The following is a 12,684-nucleotide window of genomic DNA, read 5'->3' on the forward strand; positions in this document are numbered from 1 at the left end:
GTTACGATATGCGTGGACGCCGCCGCAGGAAGTCGGCGCGCGAGCGTACCGATGGGCTGCGGTCCTGCTCGAAATGCGCGATCAGCTGGTCCTCATCGGGCACGGCTGCACGACTGGCGATCAGCGCATCGGCTGCGGCACGCCGCACGATCACCGATGCGTCGCGTGCCGCCTGCCAGAACAGATCAGGCGGCAGTGCGATGTCCTGCAGGGGACGGCGATCGAATTTCGGAACGCGCTTCCTGATGCCGTAGACCTTGTCGATCCATTCCCACCCGTAGCCAGCAAACCATGTGACGCTACCGGTCAGAAGGCAGCGATAGGCAATGGCTCTGACCTGCGGCTGGATCGCCGATGCGGCCAGCGCGGGCAGATACGGATCGATGGCAGGATAGCGCACCACGAGACGCAGATACTTGGCGAGCGAGCCATTGGCCGTCCGTTGCAGAAAGCCGGCCACGATCGGCAGCACGTCCGGCCTGCCGAAAACGTCGTCGAGCAGGTCGGCTTCGCTGCCCCAGCGTCCCCAGCTGTGTCGGCGGTCGAGAAGATAGGGTGCACTGCTTGCTGCGACGTCCGCAGCGATCTGTCGTTGGATGCGCTGCAGATAGCGCGCGGCTGCACGCCGGACCGGCTCGGCCCAATCATTCAACCGCCAAGCCACGGCAGCCAGAAAGAACGCCGAGAAGGGAGGTGCCTGTAGTGTGTCGAGGGCCGCCTCGCGGACATGGCCGTTCGGATGAAACAGAAAAATCCACGCATAATTCGGAGTTCGTCGCATCAGCGAGAGATCGCGGACGTAGACGTGTTCACTGGAAAATCCAGCGAGCAGCCGATCCATCAATGTCGGCCTGCCGAGATGGGCCGCTAGCGCGATCTCACGCGAAGCCAGGACGACAAGCTGAGGTGGCAAAGCGGACAACTCGTCCAGGATCGCCGGCAACTCGTCATCCCAGCTCTCGCGAGTCGACGCCAGCGCGGACAGCTTGGCGATCAGGGCGCGAGGCAGTGCTGTTCGAGACTGCGTTGTCATCTCGACAGGATGGCAGTCTCGTGCCGATTTTGAAAGTGGGGACCGCTTCGAGCATTGCTGACAAGCGGGCTTTTGGCTCAGGTCGCGATCCGTGCAACAAATCGCCGTAACCCCGATCGCTCTCTCCGCCGTCATTGCGAGCGCAGCGACGCAATCCAGGGGCTAGGGTGGGACTCTGGATTGCTTCGGCGCAAGGGCGCCTCGCAATGACGGTGAGTGAGGCCGCACCTGCCTTCCCACCACCAGTGTCATTCCGGGGCGCGCGTCAGCGCGAGCCCGGAATCCATCGGGCAGCACGCACTGACGAGAAATGGATTCCGGGTTCGCGCTGACGCGCGCCCCGGAATGACGGAGAAACTAATCAGCTGCGCGGCAACTTCGCCTTCAGCCGATACAGCGCGTCCATCGCCTCGCGCGGGGTCATCTCGTCGGGATGCAGCGCCTTCACCGCGGCGATCAGCTCTTCCGTCTCCTTCGACATTGCAGGCTCCACGGCCGCGCGCGACGGGACTGCGAACAGCGGCAGGTCGTCGACCAGTGCGCGCGCGTTCTGGCCGCGGTCGGCGGCTTCCAGCTTTGCCAGCACCGACTTCGCGCGGCTGATCACCGCCGGCGGCAGGCCGGCGAGCTTCGCCACCTGGATGCCGTAGGAGCGGTCGGCGGAGCCGGGCAGCACCTCGTGCAGGAACACCACGTCACCCTGCCATTCCTTCACCCGGACCGTGGCGTTGAACAGCCGCGGCAGCTTGGCGGCGAGCGCGGTCAGCTCGTGATAATGCGTCGCGAACAACGTTCGGCAGCGATTGCTCTCGTGCAGGTGCTCGATCGCCGCCCAGGCGATGGAGAGACCGTCGAAGGTTGCCGTGCCGCGGCCGATCTCGTCCAGGATCACCAGCGCGCGCTCGCCGGCCTGGTTGAGGATCGCCGCCGTCTCGACCATCTCGACCATGAACGTCGAGCGGCCGCGTGCGAGATCATCCGCCGCGCCGACGCGCGAAAACAGCCGGTCGACGATGCCGATGCGGGCGCGGCTCGCCGGCACGAAGCTGCCGATCTGCGCGAGCAAGGCAATCAGCGCGTTCTGGCGCAGGAAGGTCGATTTGCCCGCCATGTTCGGGCCGGTGAGCAGCCAGAGCTGCCCGCTCTTGTGTCCCGGCGTCGGCGACAGGTCGCAGGAGTTGGCGATGAACGGCTGGCCCTCGCGCCTGAGCGCCTGCTCGACCACCGGATGCCGGCCGCCTTCGATGGCGAAGCCGAGCGAGCCGTCGACCTCCGGTCTCACATAGTTGTCGTCGACCGCGAGCTTCGCCAGTGCGGTGGCGACATCGAGCATCGCAAAGCCGTGCGCAGCGGCCCGCAGGTCGTCGCCGATCGCCAGCGCCTGCGCGCACAGCCGGTCGAAGATCTCCAGCTCGAGATTGAGCGCGCGCTCGCCGGCGTTGGCGATCTTGGCCTCGATCTCGCCGAGCTCCGACGTGGTGAAACGCACTTGGCCGGCCAGCGTCTGGCGATGGATGAAGGTCGCGTTCAACGGCGCCGACATCAGCTTGTCGCCGTGCTGCGCGGTGACCTCGACGAAATAGCCGAGCACGTTGTTGTGCCGGATCTTGAGCGCCTTGACGCCGGTCTGGTCGGCGTAACGAGCCTGCATCGAGGCGACGACGAGGCGCGAGGCGTCGCGCAGATTGCGCGTCTCGTCGAGCGTTGCGTCAAAGCCGGATCTAACGAAGCCGCCGTCGCGCTTGATCAGCGGCAGCTGCTCGTCGAGCGCGCGGGCGAACTCCTCGGCGAGCGCGCGCGCCGGCCGCGCCAGCGCGGACATGACCGATGCGATCTCCTGCGGCGGCGCATCGAGCGCGGCGAGCCGCGCCAGCGCCTGATCGGCGGCGAGGATGCCGTCGCGCACGGATGCGAGGTCGCGCGGGCCGCCGCGGCCGACCGACAGCCGCGCCATCGCGCGCGTCATGTCGGGCGCGCCGCGCAGGATCGAGCGGATGTCCTCGCGCGCGGCGCTGTCGGCAACGAACACGTTCACCGCGTCGAGCCGGCGGCCGATCTGCGCCGGCTCCGTCAGCGGTGCGGCGAGCCGCTGCGCGAGGAGGCGCGAGCCGGCCGAGGTCACCGTGCAGTCGATGGCGTCGAGCAGCGAGCCGCGCCGTTCGCCGGCGAGCGTGCGCGTCAGTTCGAGATTGGCGCGCGTCGCCGGATCGATCGCCATGGTGCTGCCGGTCGCCTCGCGCGCCGGCGGGGCCAGCGGCGGCCGCTGGCCGACTTGCGTGCGCTCGACATAGGTGACGCAGGCGGCCGCTGCGGTCGCCTCCAGGCGTGACAGCACGGCGAGGCCGTCCATGGTGGCCACGGCAAAATAGTCGCACAGCCGGCGCTCGGCGGTGGCGCCATCGAACACGTCGCGGGTCAGCGGCGTCACCGCGGCGAGCTCGCGCAGCATCGGCTCGAAGGCCTGGTCCGAGTACAGCGCGTCGGAGACGATCACCTCGTTGGGATTGATGCGCGCGAGCGTCGCCGTCAGCTCGGCGAGGGCGCATTCGGTGACGATGAAGTCCGAGGTCGAGATGTCGATCCAGGCGAGCCCCAGCCGGTCGCCGCCGGACGAGCCACGGCTGCGCGCAATCGACAGCAGGTAGTTGTTGGCGCGCGCGTCGAGCAGATTGTCTTCCGTCAACGTGCCCGGCGTCACCACGCGCACCACGCCGCGCTTGACCACGCTCTTGTTGCCGCGTGCCCGCGCCGCCGCCGGATCCTCCATCTGCTCGCACACCGCCACACGGATGCCCTGCGCGATCAAGCGATGCAGATAGTCCTCGGAGCGCTCGACCGGCACGCCGCACATCGGGATGTCCTGGCCCTGATGCTTGCCGCGCTTGGTCAGCACGATGCCGAGCGCTTTTGATGCGACCTCGGCGTCCTCGAAGAACAGCTCGTAGAAATCGCCCATCCGGTAGAACAGCATCAGCCCCGGATGCGCCGCCTTGATGTCGAGATACTGCTCCATCATCGGCGTGAGCTTGGCCGTCGCCTCGGCGGGCGCGGCTTCCGGTGGAACCGGGGCGGAGATGGGCTGCTGGATTGTCATGGCGCGGAAACTAGCCAATTTGCCCGGACGGTCCTACCGCTTTGCCGCCGATGTCCCGGTTTTCCACGATGGCAATCTGTCCTTGGACGAGCGCTAGAGATGATCACCGGCGTCATTCCGGGGCGTGCGCAGCACGAACCCGGAATCCATCGTGCGTCAGGTTGTGCGGCCCAATGGATTCCGGGTTCGCCGCGCTTCGCGCGCCGCCCCGGAATGACGGCGAGGTTGGAGCCACGGTGTGCGTTAAAGTTGCCGGTCGGGGCGGTCTGCGTTGCTGCAACCTCCCGCCGCAGGCGGGGAGGGGGCGGACCGCCTGTGTGAACACGGCGCGCGCACGCCATTGTCGGCGCATACCACCCCGCGTTCCCGTCATTTGACCTGCCCCCATCGCACTCCTAAAACCGCCGTCAATTCTGATCAGAAACCAGCGATATCCCCGGGAGAGAGCAATGCGAGACGTGTTCATTTGTGATGCGGTGCGGACCCCGATCGGTCGCTTCGGCGGCGCGCTGGCGAAGGTGCGCACCGACGATCTCGCGGCCACTCCCCTGAAGGCGCTGAAGGCCAAGCATCCCAATCTCGACTGGGCCGCGGTCGACGAGGTGTTCTTCGGCTGCGCCAACCAGGCCGGCGAAGACAACCGCAACGTCGCGCGCATGGCGCTGTTGCTCGCGGGCCTGCCCGATTCCATTCCCGGTCAGACGCTCAACCGCCTCTGCGCTTCAGGGCTCGACGCGGTCGGCGCCGCGGGCCGTGCGATCCGCGCCGGCGAGGTCGATCTCGCGATTGCCGGCGGCGTCGAATCGATGACCCGCGCGCCGTTCGTGCAGGGCAAGGCCACCGAGGCGTTCTCGCGTTCGGCCGAGATCTTCGACACAACGATCGGCTGGCGCTTCATCAATCCGCTGATGAAGCAGCAGTACGGCGTCGATTCGATGCCGGAGACCGGCGAGAACGTCGCCGAGGAATTCCAGGTGTCGCGCGCCGACCAGGATGCGTTCGCGATCCGCTCCCAGCAGCGCGCCGGCCAGGCGATCGCGTCCGGTTATTTCGCCGCCGAGATCACGCCGGTGTCGGTCCCCGGCGGCAAGGCGGGGCCGATCACGGTGGACAAGGACGAGCATCCGCGTCCCGAAACCACGCTCGAAAATCTCGCCAAGCTGAAGCCGATCGTGCGCAATCCCGGCACCGTCACGGCGGGCAATGCGTCGGGCGTCAATGACGGCGCGGCCGCCATGATCCTCGCCTCGGAAGCAGCGGTGAAGAAGCACGGCCTGACGCCGCGCGCGCGCGTGCTCGGGCTCGCCTCGGCCGGCGTGCCGCCGCGCATCATGGGCATCGGCCCGGTGCCGGCCGTGCGCAAGCTGCTGGAGCGGCTCGGCCTGAAGATCACCGATTTCGACCTGATCGAACTCAACGAAGCGTTTGCGTCCCAGGGCATCGCCTGCCTGCGCCAGCTCGGCGTCGCCGAGGATGCCGATTTCGTCAACCCGCATGGCGGCGCCATCGCGTTGGGACATCCGCTCGGCATGAGCGGCGCGCGTATCGCGATGACTGCCGTGCACGGCCTGGAAGTCCGCGGGGGAAAACGCGCGCTCGCCACCATGTGCGTCGGCGTCGGCCAGGGTGTCGCCCTGGCTGTCGAGATGATCAACTGACGCTCCGGCGTCATTGCGAGCGAAGCGAAGCAATCCAGAGTCTTGCACGCGCCCCTGGATTGCTTCGTCGCTTCGCTCCTCGCAATGACGGAGAATGCCGAGGGACTGCGCCATGACCATCTCCCGCGAACAGGACGTCACGCCGGCGGTGCTGGCGGTGATGGAGCGCACCGAGAACCCGCGGCTACGCGAGATCATGGTGTCGCTGATCAAGCATCTGCATGGCTTTGTCCGCGACGTTCGCCTCACCGAGGCCGAATTCCGCGAGGCCGCCGCCATCATCGCCGAACTAGGCCAACGCACCAACGACACCCACAATGAAGTAGTGCTGATGGCCGGCTCGCTCGGCGTCTCGCCGCTGGTCTGCCTGCTCAACAACGGCGATGGCGGCAACACCGAGACGGCGCAGTCGCTGCTCGGCCCGTTCTGGCGGCTGAACTCGCCGGTGACCGCGAATGGCGGTTCGATCGTGCGCTCGGCCACGCCCGGCCCGGCGCTGTTCGTCAACGGGCGCGTGGTCGATCCCCAGGGCGCGCCGGTCGCCGGCGCCGAGGTCGACGTCTGGCACGCCTCGCCGGTGGGTTACTACGAGAACCAGGATCCCGAGCAGGCCGACATGAACCTGCGCGGCAAGCTCACCACCGACGCCGACGGCCGCTTCTGGTTCCGCTCGGTCATGATGATCGGCTATCCCATTCCGACCGACGGCGTCGTCGGCCGGCTCTTGAAGGCGCAGGGCCGTCATCCCTACCGTCCGGCGCATCTGCATGCGCTGATCGTCAAGCAGGGCTTCAAGGTGCTGATCTCGCAGGTCTACGACCCCACCGACCCGCACATCGACAGCGACGTGCAGTTCGGCGTCACCAAGGCGCTGCTCGGCAACTTCACGCGCCACGACGCGCCGCATCCGACCGAGCCCGACGTCACTGCGCCCTGGTACTCGCTCGATCATGTCTACCGCATGGAAATCGGCGACACCGTGCTGCCGCGCGCGCCGATCAAGTAGGTTCGGATATTTGACCCTTTGCTGCGCGCTGAGCGCGCGGTCCATGCGCCGATTGCCAATTCCGGCTCTTGACCCCATAATAAAGGGGTAGAGGAGAGCCGCGATGGACATGAACGTCTCCCTGACCGAAGAGCTCGGTGAGTTCGTGAAAGCCAAGGTGTCGAGTGGCCGCTACACGTCCGCAAGCGAGGTGGTCAGCGAAGCACTGCGGCTGATGGAGCAGGCGGAGCAGGCGCGCATTGAATTCCTGCGCAAGGCGTGGGCGGATGGCGAGGCCAGTGGTGACGCGGGTCTGGCCGATTTTGCCGCCATCAAGCAGCAGGCTCGCCAATCCCTGAAGGCCGGCAACTAGGTGGGTGAGGTTCGCCTCTCCAAGCTGGCGCAGCAGGATCTCATTGATATTTGGCGGCAGATCGAGACGAACAACGGACCATCGGTGGCGGATCGTTGGATTGACCGGATTGAAAGCCGCTGTCGGCAGTTGGGATCATTCCCGCAATCAGGTCCAGCTCGCCCTGATATCGCTCCAGCGGCGCGGATGCTTCTGATCGGTCATTGGCTGGCACTCTACCAGATCGAGGCAAACGGCGTTCGTATCCTGCGCGTCATCTACGCGGCGCGCGACATGGGTGAGATCGACTTGTCCAACAAATAACCTTGTGCGTGGGTTCGCCGTAGGTATGTTGATCCCGTCTCCCGAGCAGGGGCGCGCCCATGTCCTCGACCGACTTGCCGTCCGTTGCCGAGCCCGCCGCCTTGACGGCGACGATGCGTGAGGCGGGTGTGCTCGCGTCCGGCGTGGTCTCGGACATCATCGTAATCAGCGACCGGCCGATGCTGCTGTCGCGCATCATCCGCCTTGGTGTGTCCTACAGCGGCGCGGCACCGAATGCGCCGGAGACGCTGATCCTGAAAACCCCGATGCCGGCCTTCGCCAAGACGCTGTGGCGGGGCGGACGCCACGAGGTCGACTTCTATCGCGGGCTGGCGCGGCTCATGCCGGCGGGCCTGGTGCCCTGCTCTTACGGCGGCGCATGGGATGAAGCCGCGCTGACCTGGCATTTGCTGCTCGAGGATCTCACCGACACGCACCAGACGGCGACGCCATGGCCGGTGCCGCCGGCTCTGCCGCATGCCGAAGGCATCGTGCGGGCGCTGGCGCGGCTGCATGCGGCTTGGTGGGACGATCCGCGCCTTGGGGTGTCGATCGGCAGCTTCGCGACGGCGGACGAGAGGGCTGAGCGCAGCAGGATTTTTGCCGGCCGCTATGAACGCTTCGCCGATTACATGGGGGACCGCCTGAGCGCAGACCGGCGCGCTGTCTACGAGCTCCTGATGGCGGCAACGCCGCGGCTCGCGGAACGCTACGTTTCGCGGCGAAACCTCAGCATCTTGCATGGCGACGCGCATGTCTGGAATTTCCTGGTGCCCAAGGTGGCAGGCCACGACGACGTGCGCGCGTTCGACTTCGACCAGTGGCGGATCGGCGTGCCCGCGAACGATCTCGCCTACATGCTCGCGCTGCAGCTCTATCCCGATAGGCGGGCGCGGATCGAGCGGCCGCTGCTCGACATCTATCATCAGACATTGGTCGCAGCCGGCGTGGCCGGCTATGACCGGGCGGCGCTGGATGACGACTATCGTCTCGCCGTGCTCCTGCACGTCGCTGAGCCGGTCTCGCAATGGGCGATCCAGCTTCCGCCGGTGATCTGGTGGAACAATCTGGAGCGCATCTTCCTCGCCTTTGACGATCTCCGCTGCCGCGCGTTGCTGGACTGATCGCGCGCCACGCTCGACGCCGGTGAACTGGCTCGGCGACATCGCAGCATCATCACGCGCGAGTGCTTCGCATCTGCCGTGGCGCTGATGAGCCGTCTTAACGATCACCAGAGATTGTTCGCGTCGCCCCAAACGCCGGATCCGGTCGGCGCGACAAATCCGCATGGGCATGGCGTTCGGCGTGGTCATGGAAGGATGCGGTCTCCCTCGATCGAGGGGCGACTTGCTAAAGCACAAATTTCGTACTTTGATGTTCCCCATGGCCGGAAACGTCCACGATCAGGCTGTTCGCTACCGTCTCCTGCTCTCCCCGGAGGCACGGGATGCGATCGAGGCGACCTTTGCCGACTATGCCCGGATGATGGACATGCTCGACGAGATCGCCGCCGCCAAGGGTATCGGCGCCAATCTCGTCGCGCTGCACGGCCATGCCTATGAGCCCATTCGCAAGGCCACCCGGCTGCCGTCGCGGCTGGTCACGCTCGGCCTGCGCGACCGCGCCGCCTATCGCGCCGCGTCGAACCCGCGGCTACCGCTCGACGACCGATTGGTGAATGTCAGGGACGCCGCCAATTTGTCGCTCGGCACCGTGCTCGGCCGCTTCACGATCCCCTTCGAGGTGACCGGCTACGCCGCAGGCTGGCCCCACGCGACACAAGCGCAACTCGTCCGCACCACCGACGGTGACTTCGAAATCGCTTTCGGCGTCACCGCCTCACATGCTCACCGCAGCCCACGAAAGGACAACGTCATGCTCGCCGAACACGCGCCGGCTCCCGACACGCTCCTGTCACGCGCCGGGCGCCTCATCGCCGGGATCGCCTATGGGGCGATCGAGAAGGCCGAGGACAACAACAAGGTCGCGCTGGTCAAGCAGGCGATCCGCGAGATCGAGCAGGCCGAGCGCGAGCAGCGCGACAGCCTCGCCGCCGCGCGCGCCGAGGAATACCGGCTCAATGCGCGTCGCGCCGAGATCGAGCGCGAGACCGGCGTGCTGGCCGAGCAGATCCGCTTCGCCATCACCGAGAACCGCGACGATCTCGCCCGCGCCGGCATCGCCCGGCAGATGGACCTCGAGGCGCAGTTCGAAGTGCTGTCGAAGGCGATCGATGAGAACGCCGAGCGGGTCGACGCGGTGCTGACGAGTTTGCGCGCGATCCTGTCGAGCCTGCAGGACGCCGAGATGCGGCTGGCCGAGCTCGAGCGCAGCGAAGCGATTGCCAATCAGCCAAAGGCAGAGTCGCGCAAAGGAACGGACGCTGGCCTCGCCAAGGCATCGCGCGCCGCCCGGGCGATCGCGCGGGCGACCGGCGTTCCGCAAGGCATCCCACCGTCACCCGACATCGACGACTTGTCGAAGCTGAAGCGCGACAAGGACATCGCCGAGCGGCTGGCGCGTCTGAAGTCGCAAAACTGAGCGGGCGGGGGCGCATCGTCCCATGACCATCATCGACCATTTCATGCAACCCGAGGTCCGGCCGTTCGCAGTGGCGGCCGTGATGATCGTGCTGGTCGGCGGCATCGAGGTTGGCTCGATGCTGCTCGGGCTGTCGATCAGCGAGCTGTTCGGCCACGCCATCGATCTCGGGCATGACGGCGACAATACCGGGATCGGCCAGGTGCTGTCCTGGATCAACGTCGGCGGCGTGCCGCTGATGATCTGCATCCTGCTCGGCCTCGGCATCTTCTCGATTGCAGGCTTTCTCGTCCAGGATGCCGCACGGCTCGTCGCGGTGGCGCTGCCGCCCTCCGCAGCGGGCGCGCTCGCCGCCGTCATCACCGTGCCTCTGTTGCGCCGCGCCACGCGCTATGCGGCGCGGCTGGTGCCGCAAGATGAGAGCTATGCGGTCGGCCTGTCCGATCTCGTCGGCCGGACCGGCGAGGTCGCGGTCGGGCCGCTCGATGACGGGCTGCCGGGCCGTGTCCGCGTCAAGGATGTCCACGGCAACTGGCATACGGTCACGGCATCGGCCGCGCCGGACTCGCCGCCGCTGCCGGTGGGCGCGGCGGTTCTTCTCGTCGACCGCAAGGATGGCCGCTTCCTCGCGATCGCGGCGGCCGACGATCTCACGAGCTCCAAAACACCGTAGCTCCAAGTAGCTCCAAGTCAGTTTCGCTCCACGACACTTTCCCCAACCCGAAAGTAAGCCACCATGTTTGATCTGGTTCTGCCTGCGTCGATCGGCGTCGTGCTGCTGGTCGTTCTCGGCACGGTGTTCGCCGTGCTCTATCACCGCTCCACCCGAGACGAGGCTTTCGTCCGCACCGGCCTCGGCGGCAAGAAGGTCGTGCTCGACGGCGGCGCCGTGGTGCTGCCGATCTTCCATTCCGTTGCGCGCGTGAACCTGAAGACGCTGCGGCTGCGGGTCGAGCGCTCCAAGAAGGACTCGCTGATCACCAAGGACCGCATGCGCGTCGACATCGACGCCGAGTTCTATGTCCGCGTCAAGCCGGACGTGGATTCGATTGCGCTCGCGGCGCAGACGCTCGGCGCCGTCACCAACAATGCCGAGTTGCTTCGCGACCAGGTCGAGGCCAAGTTCGTCGACGGCCTGCGCTCGGTCTCGGCGACGATGGAGCTCATGGAGCTGCAGGAGAAGCGCTCCGATTTCGTCAAGCACGTCCAGGCCGCCGTCGAGGCCGATGTGCAGTCGAACGGCCTGGAGCTCGAATCGGTGTCGCTGACCAAGCTCGACCAGACCGACATCTCGTTCTTCAATGCCGAGAATTTCTTCGACGCCGAAGGCCTGACGCGGCTGAAGACGGTCACCGAGACCCGCCGCCGTGACCGCAACGCGATCGTGCGCGACAACGAGGTCGCGATCGCGCAGAAGGACCTCGAGGCGCGCCAGCTCACCTTGCAGATCGAGCGCACCAAGAAGGAAGCCGAGCTCAGCCAGGAGCGCGACATCGCCAACAAGACCGCGAGCACGCGCGCCGAGGTCGCGAGCGCGACGCAGACGGCGTGGCAGACCGAGGAGAACGCCCGCATCGAGGCGCAGCAGAAGATAGCGCAGCGCGAGGCCGAAGCCTTGAAGGTGCGCGAGACCGCCACGATCGAGAGCAACCTCGCCATCAACCGGCGCAAGACCGACGCCGACCGCGAGATCCAGATCGCGACCCAGGACAACGACATTCAGATTGCGACCAAGAGCAAGGAGACCTCCGAGGCGCGCGCGGTCGCCAAGGCGGCCGAGGCGCTCGCGGTATCGGCGGAGGAGAAGGTGACGACCGCGCGCGCGATCGAGATTGCCGACCGCGAACGCCAGACCGCGGTCATGGCGGCGCGCAAGGAGGCCGAGCAGCGTTCGACCGGCATTACCGTCGCAGCCGAGGCGGAAAAGCGCGCGGCGGTCGATCGCGGCGAGGCGGCCAAGACGCTGGCCGAAGCGGAGGCCGAGGCCAACAAGATCAAGGCCGTCGGCGTGCGCGAGATCGGCGAGGCGGAAGCCGCCGTCATCCTGATGAAGAACGAGGCGCAGAACAAGCTCGGCAGCAACGTGATCGATTTCGAGCTCGCCAAGCAGCGCATCGCGACGATGCCGGCCGCGCTCGGCGAGATGGTCAAGCCGATCGCCAACCTGAAGGATGTCCGCATCCTGCATACCGGCGGCGCGTTCGGCGGCAATGGCAATGGCGCCGGGGGCGGTAATGTCGGCTTCGGCGAAGGCCTCGCCGGCGAGCTGCTGCGCGTGCATGCGCTGAAGCCGTTGATCGACGAGATCCTGGTACAGTCCGGCTTCAAGCCGGGCGACGACCCGGTCCAGGCGCTCGCGGGCGTGGTCCTGCCGGAGGCGAAGGGCAAGACGGCCAACGGCGCGGCGAAGATCGAACCGCTGCCCGTCTCGGCGCCGTCGCCTTAGGTCGATACGATCAATGATCAGCCTGCCCCAAGTGACTTCACGCGGTTTGGGTCCCGGCGTTCGCCGGGACGACAGCCGAGAATGGGGCGAGCGGCGAGCACTCAACTGGCGCACAAGACAAAGGTCGTCGTCCCGGACAAGCCCGCCAACGCGCAGCGTTGGTGGGCGCAGATCCGGGACCCATACCGCGTGATCTGTCTTGAGGCAGGCTCGATGTTGACGCGGTCGTGCGACAAGCACCGGACGTGATT

At 66.8% G+C, this 12,684-nt stretch carries 10 protein-coding genes; 8 read left to right on the plus strand and 2 right to left on the minus strand.

The features are described from left to right. Position 1 precedes the first annotated feature (1 nt). Together ACQR1I_RS00430 and mutS are read right to left on the minus strand one after the other, a co-directional pair. On the minus strand, positions 2–1,033 hold the full coding sequence (locus tag ACQR1I_RS00430; protein WP_434865227.1) for a hypothetical protein: 1,032 nt from the start codon (positions 1,031–1,033) through the stop codon (positions 2–4). A 361-nt stretch (positions 1,034–1,394) separates the two neighbouring features. Continuing rightward, positions 1,395–4,127: a DNA mismatch repair protein MutS gene (gene mutS / locus ACQR1I_RS00435; protein ID WP_434865228.1), complete on the minus strand. Its 2,733-nt coding sequence runs from the start codon at positions 4,125–4,127 to the stop codon at positions 1,395–1,397. A 449-nt stretch (positions 4,128–4,576) separates the two neighbouring features. On the opposite strand from mutS, the gene pcaF reads away from it, so the two are divergent. The 8 genes from pcaF (at position 4,577) to ACQR1I_RS00475 (ending at position 12,433) form a co-directional block, all read left to right on the plus strand. Continuing rightward, positions 4,577–5,785: a 3-oxoadipyl-CoA thiolase gene (gene pcaF, locus ACQR1I_RS00440; RefSeq protein ID WP_434865229.1), complete on the plus strand. Its 1,209-nt coding sequence runs from the start codon at positions 4,577–4,579 to the stop codon at positions 5,783–5,785. Positions 5,786–5,897: 112 nt separating this feature from the next. Beyond that, positions 5,898–6,791 carry a dioxygenase gene (locus ACQR1I_RS00445; RefSeq protein ID WP_434865230.1) on the plus strand — a complete coding sequence of 298 codons (894 nt, stop codon included), beginning with the start codon at positions 5,898–5,900 and terminating at the stop codon, positions 6,789–6,791. Between the two features lie 103 nt (positions 6,792–6,894). Further along, a complete protein-coding gene (locus ACQR1I_RS00450; RefSeq protein WP_434865231.1) occupies positions 6,895–7,143 on the plus strand; it encodes a type II toxin-antitoxin system ParD family antitoxin in 249 nt (82 codons plus the stop codon). Further along, positions 7,144–7,446 (plus strand): type II toxin-antitoxin system RelE/ParE family toxin, encoded by a 303-nt coding sequence (locus ACQR1I_RS00455; protein WP_434865232.1) that lies wholly within the window; start codon positions 7,144–7,146, stop codon positions 7,444–7,446. It begins immediately after the preceding gene. A 59-nt stretch (positions 7,447–7,505) separates the two neighbouring features. Beyond that, positions 7,506–8,570 carry a phosphotransferase gene (locus tag ACQR1I_RS00460; protein ID WP_434865233.1) on the plus strand — a complete coding sequence of 355 codons (1,065 nt, stop codon included), beginning with the start codon at positions 7,506–7,508 and terminating at the stop codon, positions 8,568–8,570. Between the two features lie 250 nt (positions 8,571–8,820). Next, a complete protein-coding gene (locus ACQR1I_RS00465; protein WP_434865872.1) occupies positions 8,821–9,987 on the plus strand; it encodes a PspA/IM30 family protein in 1,167 nt (388 codons plus the stop codon). 22 nt (positions 9,988–10,009) lie between these two features. Beyond that, on the plus strand, positions 10,010–10,660 hold the full coding sequence (locus ACQR1I_RS00470) for an OB-fold-containig protein (protein WP_434865234.1): 651 nt from the start codon (positions 10,010–10,012) through the stop codon (positions 10,658–10,660). Between the two features lie 63 nt (positions 10,661–10,723). Further along, entirely contained in the window at positions 10,724–12,433 is a 1,710-nt protein-coding gene (locus tag ACQR1I_RS00475) for a flotillin family protein (RefSeq protein WP_434865235.1), read from the plus strand. The last annotated feature ends 251 nt before the right edge of the window (positions 12,434–12,684 follow it).

This window comes from Bradyrhizobium sp. HKCCYLS2038, assembly GCF_051167655.1.
Lineage (GTDB): Bacteria > Pseudomonadota > Alphaproteobacteria > Rhizobiales > Xanthobacteraceae > Bradyrhizobium.